Source organism: Pseudomonas sp. BP6 (genome assembly GCF_017875935.1).
Lineage (GTDB): Bacteria > Pseudomonadota > Gammaproteobacteria > Pseudomonadales > Pseudomonadaceae > Aquipseudomonas > Aquipseudomonas putida_Y.
The window spans coordinates 5,116,537-5,132,886 of the sequence record NZ_JAGINI010000001.1; the positions used below are offsets into that span (position 1 = coordinate 5,116,537).

Sequence of the window (16,350 nt, forward strand, 5' to 3'; positions counted from 1 at the left end):
TACTGATCAGCAGGCATAAAAAAGCCTCGCATCAGGCGAGGCTTCTTGTTCTGCTACGGCTTACAGGAAGTTGTAAGTGTAGTTGAAGATCAGGCGGGTCTGGTCCTGGTCAGCCAGCGAGCTGGTGCCGGTGCCACGGTAGACGCCGTGACGCAGGCTGGCGCCCAGGCCCTTGAAGGTGCCGTCCTGGATAACGTAGTCGACACGGGCGTCACGCTCCCACTCGCTGAAGTGGCCGTTGCCATCGCGGTTCTTGCCATCTTCACCTTTCAGGTAGGAAACCGACGCTTTCAGGCCCGGCACACCCAGGCGAGCGAAGTCGTAGGCGTACTGACCGAAGGTGGTGTTTTCACCGGCCTTGGCGAACTGGTTGATCATGCTGTCGGTGAACAGGTAGAAGCTGGAGCCGCTGGCGCCTTCGTTACGGCCGTTGCCGTCAACCACGCCGCCCTGGTTCAGCCAGACGAAACCACCGTCATCACTGACTTGCTGATGGCCCAACATCAGCGAATGACCACCCAAGGTGTACGTGAACATTGCGGACCAGGTCTTGTTGTCGACCTCGCCGGTGTTTTTGGCGTAACCCTTGTTGTTATCGAAGTTGTAACCACCACTACCGTTCTTGCCGTCGCTGCTGCTGTCGAAGTAGCGCAGGTCGGTTTTGAACGACTGATCGTCAGCGATTTTAAATACATGGGTCGCGCCCAGGAAATGCTGCTTGTAGAAATCTTCCAGGTTCGAATAGTAGTACTGCAACGTCAGGTCTGGAGTGAGCTTATAGTCCAGGCCACCGTAGCGGAACTTGTTGCTGTCAGCAGACGCGCCGGCAACGGAAAGGCCAGTGCGGTTGCTCGAAGCACGGCCCATGGCGTGAGTCAGCTGGCCAGCATTGATGGTCAGGTTGTCGATTTCCTTCGACTGGATGGTGCCACCCTCGAAGGTTTGAGGCAGCACACGACCGTCGTTGGCGACCAGGATCGGCAGGTTAGGCGCCAGCGCACTACCGTAGTGCACTTCGGTTTTGGAGAAGCGCGCTTTTGCGTTAGCGCCGAAACGAGCCCACTGGTTTACAGAAGAGCCATTGCTGTCGTCTGGCATGAAGCCGCTTTTGTGGTAGCCACGGCCACCATCCAGGTGGATACCCCACAGCGCTTGGGCATCAACACCAAAGCCTACGGTGCCTTGGGTAAAGCCCGAGATGTAGTCGAGCTTGAAGCCCTGGCCCGACTCACGTTGGTCCGGGCGCTCCGCATCAGGTTTTGCGTGATCTTCACGGTTGTTGTTGTCGTAGTACATGGTGCGCGAGCTGAGCGACAGTTTGCTGTCTTCAACGAAACCGGCAGCGCCTGCTTGCTGGGCGAGAACCCCCAGTGCCACGGCCACAGCCAGGCTGGACTTGTACATGTTTTGCTCCTCTACGTTCTAATTTTTGTGTATCTCTGGCGGAGGGGTCTGATGCCCCGCTCACCGGGATGGGCGATTTAGTCCCAAAGCGTGACCATCAAGTCAATCGTTTCTAAACGTTTCGCGACTTTGGTCTAAGACGCCACCTGCACTACAGGATAATGACAATCCTATAAAACCAAAATGACCGTTTTATGAATTTGTAAGATTTTTAAGGAATATATTAGAAATTTTTACTACCGATCACTATAGAATCGCAACGAATAATAGCCTTTAGCTATAAGCAAACGTTTGCTTATAGCCTGCTGAGTTTCGTTCTTGATTAGCGCGGGAGTGGCTGACCTACGGAGGCGATCCCCTGTAGGCCAGCGGCATTGCGATGTGAAATGCGGGATGGGATGACCGCGACGCACGGCAGTCCTGCAGCATTAACCTGCATGTGCAGCCTTGTGCTGTGAATGGGCCGCAGAGCGGCCCCGTCGGTCTAGCGGACCAAATGCAGGTACTGCATGTGCCGCTCGTACTGGTCGAGGATGTCGTTGATGATCTGCTCTTTGCTGTAGCCCACCAGGTCATAGTTCTGGCTGCCTTCGCTCAGGTGCACCTCCGCCCGGTAATAGCGGCGGTTCTTCAACTCCTGCGTACCCAGCCCCCCCAAGGCGAACGATGGTGTGAAATAGCCACGCATCTGCACCTGGTAAATGAACGGCTGCTCCTCGCCATGGCCAATCTTCAGGCTGACGTTGTCATGGCTAGGGTCGTCCTGGGTAATCAGTGCCAGGCCCTTCTGCTCGAACACTTCACGCACATCGGCAATCGCCGGGCGCACCACATCGTCCATGAAGCGGTACACCTCATCACGCGACGGGAAGTGCACCGCCTGGCTCAGGCGATGGCGCCAGCCGCCACGGCCGCGGCGTGACTGGGCGAACGGGGCCAGCGAGTGCATCTGCGCGATCTGCCGTTGCGACTCCAGGTAGAACGCCTTGTGCAGCCCCCACATCATGCACAGCAGAATCAGCGAGAACGGCAGCGAAGTCAGTACCACTGCAGACTTCAGCGAATCGATGCTGCCAGCGAACAACAGCGCACTGGTGATCAGCGCAGTCATCGCCCCCCAGAAGATACGCAGCCAGTTCGGCCCATCCTCATCAGCTCCCCCACCCTTGGCCGACAAGGTCGACAGTACCACGGTGCCCGAGTCCGCCGAGGTGACGAAGAACACGAAGCTGATGAACACCGTGGTGGCGATTACAGCCTTGCTCCAAGGGTAAGTTTCCAGCAGCAGGTACAGGCTCATCGACGGGTTATCCAGCGCCGATTGGCCCAGCGCGGTCATGCCGTGGTTGATCACCTGGTCCAGGGCGCTGTTGCCGAAGATAGACATCCACGCCAGGGTAAAGCCCAGCGGGATCAGCAACACGCCAAAGACGAACTCGCGAATGGTGCGGCCCCGGGAAATGCGGGCGATGAACAGGCCCACGAACGGCGCCCAGGCAATCCACCAGGCCCAATAGAACACGGTCCAGCCGCCCAGCCAGCCACGGTTTTCACCATAGGCATACACGTCGAAGCTCTTGCGCGGCAATGCCCCCAGGTAGTCGCCCAGGTTCTGGATCAGCGTGTTGAACAGGTGCTGGGTAGGCCCGGCAAACAGCACGAACAGCAGCAGCGCACAGGCCAGGAACAGGTTGATATCGCTCATCACCCGCACGCCCTTCTCCACCCCGGCCACGGCGACGGCCACAGCCGCGCCCATCATCAGGGTGATGAGGATCACCTGCACCCACTGGCTGTGGCTGATGCCGAACAGGTAGTCCAGGCCCGCGTTCAGATGCAGCACCCCAAAGCCCATGTCGGCACCCAGGCCGAACACCGTGGCGATGATGCCGAAGCCGTCCACCGCATAGCCGATCGGGCCGTTGATGCGCTTGCCAATCAACGGGTACAGCGCCGAACGCAAAGCCAGTGGCAGGTTGTGCCGGTAGGCGAAATAGGCCAATGCCATGCCGACGAAGGCAAACACCCCCCAGCCATGCAGGCCCCAGTGCAGGAACAGGATCTGCATCGCCTGGCGCCCGGCCTCGACCGTGCCTGCTTCGCCTTGGGGCGGTTGCAGCATGTGGGTGAGCGGTTCGGAGACACAGAAGAAGAACAGCGTGATGCTGATGCCGGCGGCGAACAGCATGCCGGCCCACGACAGGTAGCTGAACTCGGGTTCGTCGTGGTCGGCACCGAGTTTGATCTTGCCGTAGCCAGACAAGGCGGTGACCACCACGAAGACCAGATACAGCGTCATCGCCAGCATGTAGTACCAGCCGACCGTGTTGGCCGCCCAGTTCTGCGCCGCCAGCAACCAGTCACCTGCGGCTTGCGGGTTGGAGATGACTACCAGGCCAAAGATAAGGATGAAACTCGCCGCAAAGTAGAACACCGGGGGGTTCATGCGGATCTTGCCATTGGCAAGGGAAGGGTTCGGTGCACTCATCGGGCGTGCACCTCGTCGAATGACGTGAGGTTCGGAATGAACGGGTTCAGCAAAGGAATCCTCCTGTTGAACACCGGCAGCGGACCAGCGTTTTTTCATTGAACAAGCGTTCAAGTTAAACATGGATCGGATTTCAATGCGAATTGGGGCGCTGATTGGTGTCGTCCTGCTCCGGCCTTTTCGCGGGTTAGCCCTCCCCTACATTGGTATGTTCTTTGTAGGAGCGGTTTGCCCGCGAAGAGGCCAGCACAGGCAATTGCAATGCGGGATCAGTTCTTGTCCTGGCAATCCAGCTGCAGGTTGGCCTGAGTAATGTTGCTTTCTGCCGGCACACTGCGGGTCAGCCACACATTACCGCCAATGGTCGAACCCTTGCCGATGGTGATGCGCCCCAGCACCGTGGCCCCGGCATAGATCACCACATCATCCTCGACGATCGGGTGCCGTGGCAGGCCTTTGTGCAGAGTCCCCGACTCATCGCTGGGGAAACGCTTGGCGCCCAGGGTCACCGCCTGGTAGATGCGCACGCGCTCGCCGATGATCGCGGTTTCACCAATGACCACACCGGTGCCGTGGTCAATGAAGAAGCTCGGGCCGATCTGCGCGCCCGGGTGAATGTCGATGCCGGTGGCCGAATGCGCCAGCTCAGAGCTGATCCGCGCCAGCAGCGGCAGGCCAGCCTGGTACAGGTGGTGCGCCAGCCGGTGGTGGATGATCGCCAGGATGCCCGGGTAGCACAGCAGCACTTCATCGACGCTGCGCGCCGCCGGGTCACCGTGGTAGGCGGCCAGCACATCGGTGTCGAGCAGTACGCGCAGTTCCGGTAGCGCAGCGGCAAAGCCCTGGATCAGGCCCAGCGCACGGGCGTCGACCCCAGCCAGCTCAGCCTTGCTCTGTCGTGCCGCATAGCGAAGTTCAAGACGAGCCTGGGCCAGCAGGGCGGTCAGCGCGGCATCCAGGGTATGGCCGACGTAGAAGTCTTCACTTTCTTCGCGCAGGTCGACTGGCCCCAGGCGCATGGGGAACAGCGCGCCGCACAGTTGCTCCAGAATTTGCCGCATCGCTTCGCGCGACGGCAGTTCGCGCCCGCCCTGCTCGCCAATGCTGCGGCCATTGCGGGTGCGCCATTGCTCACGGGCCCCGCGCAGGCCAGTGACAATGCTCTGCAACTGCCAATGCGCGGATGAAGGTTGTTCGCTCACGGTTTTCTCCTGCCGTATAGGCCATCTGATTTTGTCGCCAGGCCCGCGAAAGGACCGAACCTGCCTACATGCAGTCCACTTTACGGCAAATCCAAGGCTTGGAAAAAACAACGCTTTATTCCATCCTGCGCTAAGTCAGGCATAAGCCGCGATGACGGGGTGGGGATCGTCACCTACCCTCAAAGCAGCCAATCCTATAGTCGCCACCTCACTACCTAGACAACACGCGCGGGGCTCTGAAATGTCGAAATTCGCCAAACCGCTACTCAACGCCAGCCTGGCCCTCCTGCTGGGTGCCGGCCTGCTCAGCCAGGCGTTCGCCGGCGAGCAATTGAAGACCATCCAGGAAAAAGGCGTCATCAACGTCGGCCTAGAGGGCACCTACCCGCCATTCAGCTTCCAGGACGAAAACGGCAAACTGACCGGCTTCGAAGTGGAGCTGTCCGAGCTGCTGGCCAAGGAGCTGGGGGTCAAGGCCAAGATCCAGCCGACCAAGTGGGACGGCATCCTTGCCGCGCTGGAATCCAAGCGCCTGGATGTGGTGGTCAATCAGGTGACCATTTCCGAAGAGCGCAAGAAAAAGTACGACTTCTCCGAGCCCTACACTATCTCCGGCATCCAGGCGCTGATCCTGAAGAAGAAAGCCGAGCAGCTGAACATCAAGGGCGCGCAGGACCTGGCCGGCAAAAAGGTCGGCGTAGGCCTTGGCACCAACTACGAGCAGTGGGTGAAAAAGGACGTACCGCAAGCCGATGTGCGCACCTATGAAGACGACCCAAGCAAGTTCGCCGACCTGCGCAACGGCCGTATCGACGCCATTCTGATCGACCGCCTGGCCGCGCTGGAATACGCGCAAAAAGCCAAGGACACCCAGCTTGCCGGCGATGCCTTCTCGCGCCTGGAAAGCGGCGTGGCCATGCGCAAGGGTGAGCCGGAACTGTTGGCAGCCATCAACAAGGCCATCGACAAGCTCAAAGCTGATGGCACGCTGGCCAAGCTGTCCGAGAAGTACTTCGGTGCCGATGTCACCAAATGATTGCTGAAAGCCTGCAACTCGTTATCGACTCCGCACCCTTCCTGCTGAAGGGCGCGGGTTATACAGTGCTGCTCAGTGTCGGCGGCATGTTCTTCGGCCTGGTGCTGGGCTTTGCCCTGGCACTGATGCGGCTGTCGAAGATTCTGCCGCTGAACTGGCTGGCGCGGGTATACGTGTCGTTCTTCCGCGGCACGCCGCTGCTGGTGCAGCTGTTCGTGATCTATTTCGGCATGCCGCAAATCGGCATCGAGCTGGACCCGATCCCCGCTTCACTGATCGGCCTGTCGCTGAACATGGCGGCCTACATCTGCGAGATCCTGCGCGCAGCGATTTCCTCGATCGACCGCGGCCAGTGGGAAGCAGCCGCCAGCATCGGCATGACCCGCGTGCAAGCCATGCGCCGGGCGATCCTGCCGCAGGCCTTGCGCACCGCGTTGCCACCGCTGGGCAACAGCTTCATCTCGCTGGTAAAGGACACCGCCCTGGCGGCAACCATCCAGGTGCCCGAGCTGTTCCGCCAAGCCCAGCTGATTACCGCGCGCACGTTCGAAGTGTTCACCATGTACGTGGCGGTCGCGGTCATCTATTGGGTGCTGTGCAGCATCCTTGCGCACTTCCAGAACCGCATGGAAGCGCGGGTCAACCAGCATGACCAGGAGCATTGAGCATGATTGAAGTGAAAGGCCTGACCAAGCGGTTCAAGGGCCAGACCGTGCTCAACGGTATCGACCTGACCGTGCAGCCCGGTGAAGTGGTGGCCATCATCGGCCCCAGTGGCTCGGGTAAAACCACCTTCCTGCGCTGCCTGAACCTGCTGGAAACTCCCGATGCCGGGCAGATCCAGATCGGCGCCATCAGTATCGATGCCAACCGCCCTTTGGGCGGGCAGCAGAGTGCGATTCGCCGTTTGCGCCAGCAGGCCGGGTTCGTGTTCCAGAACTTCAACCTGTTCCCCCACCGCACCGCCCTGGAGAACGTGATCGAGGGGCCGGTGGTCGTCAAGAAGACGCCTCGCGAGCAGGCCATCGAGCTTGGCCGGCGCCTGCTGGCCAAAGTCGGCCTGGCGGGCAAGGAAGACGCCTACCCACGGCGCCTGTCCGGCGGCCAGCAGCAACGGGTGGCCATCGCCCGTGCCCTGGCCATGGAACCGGAGGTAATCCTGTTCGACGAGCCGACCTCGGCGCTGGACCCGGAGCTGGTCGGTGAAGTATTGGCGACCATCCGCGGCCTGGCCGAGGAAAAGCGCACCATGATCATCGTCACACACGAGATGAGCTTTGCCCGGGATGTGGCGAACCGGGTGATCTTCTTCGACAAGGGCGTGATCGTGGAGCAGGGCGAGGCCAAGGCCCTGTTTGCGGCGCCAAAGGAAGAGCGTACGCGGCAGTTCCTGCGCAAGTTCCTCGGGACTGCTGCCTCCGAGTAGACCTGTCCCGGCCCTTTCGCGGGTAAACCCGCTCCTACAGTGACTGCACAGATCTTGAGGCATGGGTAGGAGCGGGTTTACCCGCGAAGACGCCGGCACGCCCGTAACAAATCCCCCTTCTATACATATTCCAAAGAGTTAGTTCATAAAATTTTTATAAATCATTAGGGTATATAAACCGGACCACCGGACCAGCACACATCTGTCGCAATCAACTGCAGCGACATCATTATTTTTGTGAGGTCAGGAATGGTCAGGATCACGATCACCCCAGTGCGTAACGCCAGGGCATTGAGTGCAGCCAAGGAGCGGCACTGATGCCCAACCAAGCCAACACCCAATTCCATAGCGATCTCGACAGCTCGCCCCCGCTGCTGCCGGCCAAGGTACTGCGCAACGACGCCGAAGCCCTGCAAGCCGCCCGCGAACTGGCCAAGGTCGCCCGCGAACACGCTGCCCGCCGCGACCAGCAACGCAAACTGCCCTGGGCCGAAATCGAACTGTTTACCCGCAGCGGTCTGGGCAGCATCAGCGTACCCAAGGCCTACGGTGGCGCCGACGTGTCGTTCGAAACCGTCGCCGAAGTGTTCCGCCTGATCAGCGCCGCCGACCCCGCCCTGGGGCAGATCCCGCAGAACCAGTTCGGCATGCTGCAGCTGCTGCGCCTGACGGCCAGCGAGGCGCAGCAAGCGCTGATCTTCCGCAGCGTGCTCGACGGCTGGCGCATCGGCAATGCCGGGCCTGAGCGTGACACCAAGGACACCCTCACCCTCAAGGCCCGAATCACGCGCGCCGGAAACAGCTACCGCATAAGTGGCGAGAAGTTCTACTCCACCGGTGCCTTGTTCGCCCATTGGGTGACGGTAAAAGCCCTCGACGACGAAGGCCGCCAGCGCCTGGCATTCGTGCGCCGAAGGAGCCCGGGGTTGCGCATTGTCGATGACTGGTCCGGGTTCGGCCAGCGCACCACCGCCAGCGGTACCGTGCTGCTGGACCAGGTGCCGGTAGACGCGGAACTGGTGATCGACAACTGGCGCCAGCGCGATATCCCCAACATTCAGGGCGCCGCTTCGCAGCTGATCCAGGCAGCGATCGACGCCGGCATCGCCGAAGCAGCTATCGATGATGCGATCACGTTCGTGCGCGAAAAGTCCCGGCCGTGGATTGACGCCAACGTCGACCGTGCCAGTGACGACCCTTATGTAATTGCCGACATCGGCCGCCTGAAACTCGAGCAGCACGCCGCCGAAGCGCTGCTGCGCAAAGCTGCTCGGGTACTCGACGAGGTCAATGCTGCGCCTATCGACGCAGCCAGCGCGGCACGTGCCTCGATTGCGGTGGCGGAGGCCAAGGTGCTGACCACCGAGATTGCCCTGCAGGCCAGCGAAAAGCTGTTCGAGCTGGCCGGCAGCCGCGCCACCCTTGCCGAGTTCAACCTCGACCGCCACTGGCGCAATGCCCGGGTGCACACCCTGCACGACCCGGTGCGCTGGAAGTACCACGCGGTGGGCGCTTACCACCTTAACGGCACCCTGCCTGCACGGCATTCCTGGATCTGATTTGCTGCCTTTGGGGTTGCTGCGCAGCCCTTCGCGGGCTTGCCCGCTGCCACAGGATTGCCACCGCCTGAACTGGCATCACTTTACCTGTGGGAGCGGGCAAGCCGGCGAAGGGCCGCGAAGCGGCCCCCGGAGAACTCCATGACAATCGCTATCATCACCAGCGACGCCCAAGCCCTGGCCGTCGCCGAAGACATCGCCCAGCAACTGCGCCGCGACAGCGCCTTGCGCGACCGCGAGCGCCGCCTGCCGCTCGCCGAACTCGAGCTGTTCACCCGTTCCGGCCTGTGGGCCATCAGCGTGCCCAAAGCCTTCGGCGGTGCCGGCGTGTCCAACGTCACCCTGGCCAAGGTCATCGCCCGTATCGCGCAGGCCGACGGTTCGCTCGGGCAGATTCCGCAGAATCACTTCTACGGTCTGGAAGTGCTGCGGGTAAACGGCCGCCCCGAACAGCAACGGCGCCTGTACGCCGAGGTACTGGCCGGCCGCCGTTTCGGCAATGCCCTGGCCGAGCTGGGCACCAAGACCGCCCACGAGCGCACCACCCGTCTGAACCGAGACGGCGACGGTTTCCGCATCAACGGGCGCAAGTTCTATTCCACAGGCGCCATCTATGCCCAGCGCATTCCAACCTCAGTCGTGGATGAGCAAGGCCTACAGCAGTTGGCCTTTGTCCCGGCCGACAGCCAGGGGCTGCAGGTGATCGACGACTGGAGCGGCTTCGGCCAGCGCACCACCGGCAGCGGTTCGGTGGTGTTCGATAACGTGTACGTCAGCGCAGCCGACGTGGTGCCGTTCCAGAGCGCCTTCGAGCGCCCCACCCCGGTCGGCCCGCTGGCGCAGATCCTCCATGCCGCCATCGACACCGGCATTGCCCGCGCCGCCTATGAAGACGCCCTGCACTTCGTGCGCACCCGCAGCCGTCCGTGGGTCGACTCCGGCCTGGACAAGGCCAGGGATGACCCGCTGACGCTGAAAAGCTTCGGCCATCTGGCGATCCGCTTGCACGCGGCCGAAGCCCTGCTGGAGCGCGCAGGCGACTACCTCGACCGCGCCCGCGACGACAGCACTGCCGACAACGTGGCCGCCGCCTCCATTGCCGTGGCCGAAGCACGCGCCATCAGCACCGAAATTTCCCTCACCGCCGGTACCACCCTGTTCGAACTGGGCGGCAGCCAGGCAACATTGGCCGAACACAACCTCGACCGCCACTGGCGCAACGCTCGCGTGCACACCCTGCACGACCCGGTGCGCTGGAAGTACCACGCCATCGGCAACTACTACCTCAACGATGCCAACCCGCCACGCCGGGGGACCATCTGATGGCCAAGCAGATTCTGCTCAATGCCTTCAACATGAACTGCGTCGGGCACATCAACCACGGCCTGTGGACCCACCCACGGGACACTTCGACCCAGTACAAGACCCTGGACTACTGGACCAACCTGGCACGCCTGCTGGAGCGCGGTCTGTTCGACGGGCTTTTCATTGCCGACATCGTCGGTACCTACGACATCTACGGCCAGTCACTGGACGTCACCCTCAAGGAGTCGATCCAGCTGCCAGTCAACGACCCGCTGCTGCTGGTCTCCGCCATGGCTGCAGTCACTCGCCACCTGGGTTTCGGCCTTACCGCCAACCTCACCTACGAGGCGCCGTACCTGTTCGCCCGGCGACTTTCCACACTCGACCACCTGAGCAATGGCCGAGTGGGCTGGAACATCGTCACCGGCTACCTCGACAGCGCTGCCCGGGCCATGGGCCTGGCGCAGCAACCGGAGCATGATCGCCGCTACGACCAGGCCGATGAATACCTGCAGGTGTTGTACAAGCTGCTGGAAGGCAGCTGGGCCGATGATGCAGTGGTCGCCGACCGCCAGCATCGCGTCTATGCCACGCCCGACAAGGTGCGCAAGGTTCAGCACCAGGGCGAGTTCTACAAGGTCGAAGGCTACCACCTGTGCGAGCCCTCCCCGCAGCGCACTCCGGTGCTGTTCCAGGCCGGCAGCTCGCCGCGTGGCCTGGCCTTCGCCGGCAACCATGCCGAATGCGTGTTTATCAGTGGCCAAGACAAGGCGGCCACCCGCGCCCAGGTCGACAAGGTTCGCGCGGCCGCCCAGGCCGCCGGCCGCGACCCGCAGGCGATCAAGGTGTTCATGGGCATCACGGTGGTCGTTGCGGCCACCGAGCAGCAGGCCCAGGCCAAACACGCCGAGTACCTGCGTCACGCCAGCGCCGAAGCGGGGGTAGCGCACTTCGCCGCGTCCACGGGCATCGACTTCGCCGCCTATGAGCTGGACGAGCCCATTGCCTTCAACCAGGGCAACGCCATCCAGTCAGCCACGCGCCAGTTGCAAGACAGCGCCTGGACCCGCCGGCGCCTGCTGCAGCAGCACGCCCTGGGCGGCCGCTACGTAACCTTGGTCGGCGCACCTGAACAGGTGGCCAAGCAGTTGATCGCGTGGATCGATGAAACCGGCCTGGACGGTTTCAACCTGACCCGCACCGTCACCCCGGAGAGCTTCGAGGACTTCATCGAGCTGGTCATCCCGCAACTTCAGCAGCGTGGCCGCTACAAGACGGCCTACACCGAAGGCACCCTGCGCGAAAAGCTGTTCCAGGCCGACCACCCGCATTTGCCCGCCGACCATCCTGGCTCGGCTTACCGCTTTACCCCTGCCCCGACTGGAGCCCTGCACCATGCTTGAGAAACTGTTCCGGCCCGTCGCGGCCATGGCCACCACCCTCGGCCTGTGCGCCGGTGTACTTGCTGCCGAGCCGTTGAAGATCGGTACCACCTCGGCCTTTGCCATTCCGCTGGAAGCCGCAGTGGAGGAAGCCCACAAGCGAGGCCTGGAAGTGAAGCTGATCGAGTTCAGCGACTGGATTGCGCCCAATGTCAGCCTAAACAGCGGCGACATCGACGTGAACTACTTCCAGCACATCCCGTTCCTGGAAAACGCCAAGGCTGCTGCAGGCTTCGACCTCGTGCCTTACGCCCCGGGCATCATCAACAACGTTGGCCTGTACTCGAAAAAGTACAAAAGCTTTGCCGAGCTGCCCGAAGGCGCCAGCGTGGCCATCGCCAACGACCCGATCAACAGCGGCCGTGGCCTGCTGCTGCTGGCCAAGGCCGGGTTGATCACCCTGAAGCCAGGCGTGGGCTACAAGGCCACCGAGGATGACATCGTCGCCAACCCTAAAAAGCTGAAGATCCTTCAGGTCGAGGCGGTGCAACTGGTACGTGCCTACGACGACGCCGACCTGGTGCAGGGTTACCCGGCCTACATCCGCCTGGCCAATACCTTCGATGCCACCTCGGCGTTGCTGTTCGACGGGCTGGAAAACAAGGAGTACGTGATCCAGTTCGTCATTCGCCCACAAAGCAAGGACGATCCACGCCTGGCCAGGTTCGTCGACATCTACCAGCATTCGCCAGCGGTGCGCGCTGCGCTGGACAACGCTCACGGCAAGCTCTACCAAGCCGGCTGGGAAGGCTGACATGAGCCAGGCCAGCGCGCTCGGCGCGCCTACACCACAAGCACTGCCGCCAACGGCCACGGAGCAGGCCCTGCGCCCCGAGGTCAATGAAGCCCATGTGCGTTTCATAGGCCTGGGCAAAACCTACCCGGGCCAGGCGCAACCGGCCTTGCAAGGCATCGACCTGAACATCCGCCATGGCGAGATTTTCGGCATCATCGGCCGTAGCGGCGCCGGCAAATCATCGCTGCTGCGCACCATCAACCGCCTGGAGCAACCCAGCCAGGGCCGCGTGCTGATCGACCAGGTGGATATCGCGCCTTTCGATAAGGACCACCTTGTGGCCCTGCGCCGGCGCATCGGCATGATCTTCCAGCATTTCAACCTGATGTCGGCCAAGACTGTGTGGCAGAACGTCGAACTGCCTTTGAAGGTGGCCGGCGTGGCCAAGCCCGAGCGCCGGCGCAAGGTGCGCGAGTTGCTGGAACTGGTCGGCCTGCAGGAAAAACATCACGTGTACCCGGCGCAACTGTCCGGCGGACAGAAACAGCGCGTGGGCATTGCCCGGGCACTGGTGCACACCCCCGAGATCCTGCTGTGCGACGAGGCCACCTCGGCGCTGGACCCGGAAACCACCGCCTCGATCCTGGAGCTGCTGCGCGATATCAACCAGCGCCTGGGCCTGACCATCGTGCTGATCACCCACGAAATGGCGGTGATTCGCGACATCTGCCACCGGGTAGTGGTGCTGGAACGCGGCGCAGTGGTCGAGCAGGGTGAGGTCTGGCGGGTGTTTGGTTCACCCCGTCATGAGGTCACCCGCACCCTGCTCGCCCCTTTGCAGGCCAAGCTACCCGCCGCACTGCAAGCCAGCCTCCAGGCCAGCGCGGCGAGCCGCAACAGCGCCGTAGTGCTGAAACTGACTGTGCTCGGTGAACCAGAGCTGTCTGCCCTGTTCACCGACCTCGGCGGGCGTGTGCGTCTGCTGCAGGGCAGCGTGGAAACCATCGGCGAACAGGCTTTGGGGCAACTCATCCTCTCGGTGCAACATTCGCCGCACGACACCCATCAATTGCAGGAACGTGCCCGCCGTTGGGCCGAAGACGTGGAGGTACTGGGCCATGTGGTTTGATCGCCTGCTGGAAGGCTTGCTCGATACGCTGCTGATGGTTGGGGTTTCGTCACTGATCGCCCTGCTGGCGGGTGTACCCATGGCGGTGCTGCTGGTCACCAGCGACAAGGGCGGGATCTTCGAGGCGCCGCTGCTGAACCGGGTGCTGGGCGCCTTCGTCAACCTGTTCCGCTCGATTCCGTTTCTGATCCTGATGGTTGCGCTGATTCCTTTCACCCGCTTGGTCGTGGGGACCACTTATGGCGTGTGGGCGGCCGTGGTGCCGCTGACCATTGCCGCCACACCGTTCTTTGCGCGGATTGCCGAGGTGAGCCTGCGTGAAGTCGATCATGGTCTGGTGGAAGCCGCACAGGCCATGGGCTGCCGGCGCAGGCACATCGTCTGGCATGTACTGTTGCCCGAGGCGCTGCCGGGGATCGTCGGGGGCTTCACCATTACCTTGGTGACCTTGATCAACTCGTCGGCGATGGCCGGGGCGATTGGTGCCGGCGGGCTGGGGGATATCGCCTATCGGTATGGCTACCAGCGTTTCGATAGCCAGATCATGCTGACCGTGATCGCCATGCTGGTAGCGTTAGTGGCGTTGATCCAGTTGGGCGGGGACCGCCTGGCGAGGGGTTTGAACAAGCGTTGAGGTCTGGGGCTGCTTTGCAGCCCGCTCTCAATCCCAGCGAAGATCCTCAGCCGGCACTGGCCGCCCGAACCAGTACCCTTGACCCAACTGGCACGCCTCCTGCAAAAGGAAGCTGGCCTGTTCCGCCTGCTCGATGCCCTCGGCATGCACCTGCATACCCATGCTACGGGCCAAGGCAATGATCACCCGCACAATTGCGATGTCATCCTCATCCAGTGGCAACCCAGCTACAAACCCTTGGTCGATTTTCAACTTCTGCACCGGCAAACGCTTGAGCCGCAGCAGTGACGAATACCCGGTACCAAAGTCGTCGATGGCCAGGGTCACCCCCAGCTCGCGCAAGCGGTGCAGTTGCTCCAGTGCCACTTCAGCGTCTTCCATTACCGCGCTCTCGGTCACTTCCAGCTCCAGCAAGGCCGGGGCCAGGCCGGTGTCGTGCAGCACTTCGGCTACCTGTTGATACAGTTCGTGCTGGCCAAACAGGCGGCTGGAGATGTTCACCCCCACAAATGCCAGCTGCCGGCCTTCAGCCTGCCACTGCACCATTTGCCGGCAGGCCTGGCGCAGCACCCAGGTATCGATCTCGGCAATCAGGCCGGTGCGTTCGGCAATCGGGATGAACTCACCCGGCGGTACCAGGCCACGCCTGGGGTGCTGCCAGCGCACCAGCGTCTCGACCCCGACCTGTCGGCCTGATGCCAGGTCGTGTACCGGCTGGAAGTACACCCGCAGTTCATCCTGCTCCAGGGCCCGACGCAATTCAGCGGCGGTCTCGACCCGATGCTGTGCATGGGCGGTCAGCTCTTCGGTGTACAGGGCATAGCAGGCCCGCCCGTTGCTTTTGGCCTTGTACAACGCCGAGTCGGCATTGCGCAGTAACTGCTCGGCACCCAAGGCATCGCTGGGGTACAGGCTGATTCCGACGCTGGCGCTGATGAACAGGCGATTGCCCTCGAACTGAAACGGCTCACGCATGCGCTCGATGATGCATTGCGCCAGCTTGCCCGCCTGGCCGACCTGCTGGCAGTTCTCGGCCAGCACACCGAATTCGTCGCCGCCCAGGCGCGCCAGGGTCATACCGTTACCCAACACCTCGCCCAGACGCTCGCCCGCCAGCTTCAACAACTGGTCGCCAATGGTATGGCCCAGGCCGTCGTTTATGCTCTGGAAATGATCCAGGTCCAGCAGCAACAAGGCGCAACCGCGCTTGTTGGCCTGCGCCGCCGCCAATGCCTGCTCTACCCGGTCGGTAAACAGCAGGCGATTGGGCAGGCCGGTCAGCGGGTCGTGGTGGGCCAGGTAGGCAAGTTCCTGTTCCGAATGCTTGATGGCGCTGATGTCACTGAACACCGCCACGTAATGACTGAGCTCACCTTCGTCATCGCGAATGGCGCAAATAGTCTGCCACTGCGGGTAGATTTCACCGCTTTTGCGCCGGTTCCAGATTTCACCGCTCCACTCGCCCTTCTCGGCCAGGGTGGCGAAAACCTGCTGGTAGAAGGCCAGGCCATGGTGGCCGGACTTGAACTTGCTCGGGCGCTGGCCGATGACCTCATCCTGCTGGTAGCCGGTAATGCGCATGAAGGCACGATTGACGTGCACGATCAGGCCCTGGCGGTCGGTCACCAGCACACCTTCGAGGGTACTGTCGAACACTGCGGCAGCCATGCGCAGCCGTTCACGGTCTTCACAACGCAAACGCGCGCCATGGCCGATGAAATTGAGCAGCCGCACGCGCGACACGTAGATCAGCACGGCACTGAGCAGCACCCAGACCACCACGTTGATCTGCCGCCCCACGGTCAGTGCCAAGGGGTCGTCAGTCATGCTGTGCAGCATCACCTCCGCCAGCGCAAGCCAGAGGATCGAGAGCACCACATACAGCGCAGCCATGCGCAAGGCGTCGCGAACGGAAACAGACATGTCGGGTGGGAAAGGCCATCAAAAAGGAGTGGGTATTATAAAGGCTGAAACATGTCGTGACCTCCT

Annotated in this window: 13 protein-coding genes; 9 read left to right on the plus strand and 4 right to left on the minus strand. The window is 62.1% G+C overall.

All coding sequences use genetic code 11. The annotated features are described in order from the left end of the window. Positions 1 to 60 precede the first annotated feature (60 nt). The 3 genes from J3A98_RS23300 to epsC form a co-directional block, all read right to left on the minus strand. Positions 61 to 1,404 carry an OprD family porin gene (locus J3A98_RS23300; protein WP_209968769.1) on the minus strand — a complete coding sequence of 448 codons (1,344 nt, stop codon included), beginning with the start codon at positions 1,402 to 1,404 and terminating at the stop codon, positions 61 to 63. A gap of 484 nt (positions 1,405 to 1,888) precedes the next feature. After that, positions 1,889 to 3,850: a choline transporter BetT gene (betT, locus tag J3A98_RS23305; RefSeq protein WP_176685299.1), complete on the minus strand. Its 1,962-nt coding sequence runs from the start codon at positions 3,848 to 3,850 to the stop codon at positions 1,889 to 1,891. A gap of 311 nt (positions 3,851 to 4,161) precedes the next feature. After that, positions 4,162 to 5,094, minus strand: coding sequence for a serine O-acetyltransferase EpsC (gene epsC, locus J3A98_RS23310; RefSeq protein ID WP_176685262.1), 933 nt, complete (start codon positions 5,092 to 5,094; stop codon positions 4,162 to 4,164). A 241-nt stretch (positions 5,095 to 5,335) separates the two neighbouring features. Between epsC and tcyJ the strand changes: the two genes are divergently transcribed. From tcyJ to J3A98_RS23355, 9 genes are all read left to right on the plus strand, one after another. Continuing rightward, positions 5,336 to 6,130, plus strand: a complete 795-nt coding sequence (gene tcyJ, locus J3A98_RS23315; RefSeq protein WP_209968772.1) for a cystine ABC transporter substrate-binding protein — start codon at positions 5,336 to 5,338, stop codon at positions 6,128 to 6,130. Next, entirely contained in the window at positions 6,127 to 6,795 is a 669-nt protein-coding gene (gene tcyL / locus J3A98_RS23320; protein ID WP_176685264.1) for a cystine ABC transporter permease, read from the plus strand. Before tcyJ ends, tcyL begins: the two co-directional genes overlap by 4 nt. A gap of 2 nt (positions 6,796 to 6,797) precedes the next feature. Beyond that, positions 6,798 to 7,556 carry an L-cystine ABC transporter ATP-binding protein TcyN gene (gene tcyN / locus J3A98_RS23325; protein WP_021782583.1) on the plus strand — a complete coding sequence of 253 codons (759 nt, stop codon included), beginning with the start codon at positions 6,798 to 6,800 and terminating at the stop codon, positions 7,554 to 7,556. A gap of 317 nt (positions 7,557 to 7,873) precedes the next feature. Further along, positions 7,874 to 9,115: an SfnB family sulfur acquisition oxidoreductase gene (locus tag J3A98_RS23330; protein ID WP_209968775.1), complete on the plus strand. Its 1,242-nt coding sequence runs from the start codon at positions 7,874 to 7,876 to the stop codon at positions 9,113 to 9,115. Between the two features lie 141 nt (positions 9,116 to 9,256). Then, complete coding sequence (locus J3A98_RS23335) at positions 9,257 to 10,438, plus strand: SfnB family sulfur acquisition oxidoreductase (RefSeq protein ID WP_209968780.1); 1,182 nt, start codon at positions 9,257 to 9,259, stop codon at positions 10,436 to 10,438. Next, complete coding sequence (locus J3A98_RS23340; protein ID WP_209968783.1) at positions 10,438 to 11,823, plus strand: LLM class flavin-dependent oxidoreductase; 1,386 nt, start codon at positions 10,438 to 10,440, stop codon at positions 11,821 to 11,823. The genes J3A98_RS23335 and J3A98_RS23340 overlap by 1 nt, the downstream gene beginning before the upstream one ends. Beyond that, positions 11,816 to 12,616 (plus strand): MetQ/NlpA family ABC transporter substrate-binding protein, encoded by an 801-nt coding sequence (locus J3A98_RS23345; protein WP_209968788.1) that lies wholly within the window; start codon positions 11,816 to 11,818, stop codon positions 12,614 to 12,616. Before J3A98_RS23340 ends, J3A98_RS23345 begins: the two co-directional genes overlap by 8 nt. A 1-nt stretch (position 12,617) precedes the next feature. Next, positions 12,618 to 13,727, plus strand: coding sequence for an ATP-binding cassette domain-containing protein (locus J3A98_RS23350; RefSeq protein WP_209968791.1), 1,110 nt, complete (start codon positions 12,618 to 12,620; stop codon positions 13,725 to 13,727). Then, the gene (locus tag J3A98_RS23355) at positions 13,717 to 14,361 is read left to right on the plus strand and encodes a methionine ABC transporter permease (protein WP_209968794.1); all 645 of its coding nucleotides are present in this window, start codon (positions 13,717 to 13,719) and stop codon (positions 14,359 to 14,361) included. The genes J3A98_RS23350 and J3A98_RS23355 overlap by 11 nt, the downstream gene beginning before the upstream one ends. Positions 14,362 to 14,388: 27 nt before the next feature. Here J3A98_RS23355 and dibA read toward each other — a convergent pair whose 3' ends face one another. Next, positions 14,389 to 16,284, minus strand: a complete 1,896-nt coding sequence (dibA, locus tag J3A98_RS23360) for a phosphodiesterase DibA (RefSeq protein ID WP_209968797.1) — start codon at positions 16,282 to 16,284, stop codon at positions 14,389 to 14,391. Positions 16,285 to 16,350: the final 66 nt, after the last annotated feature.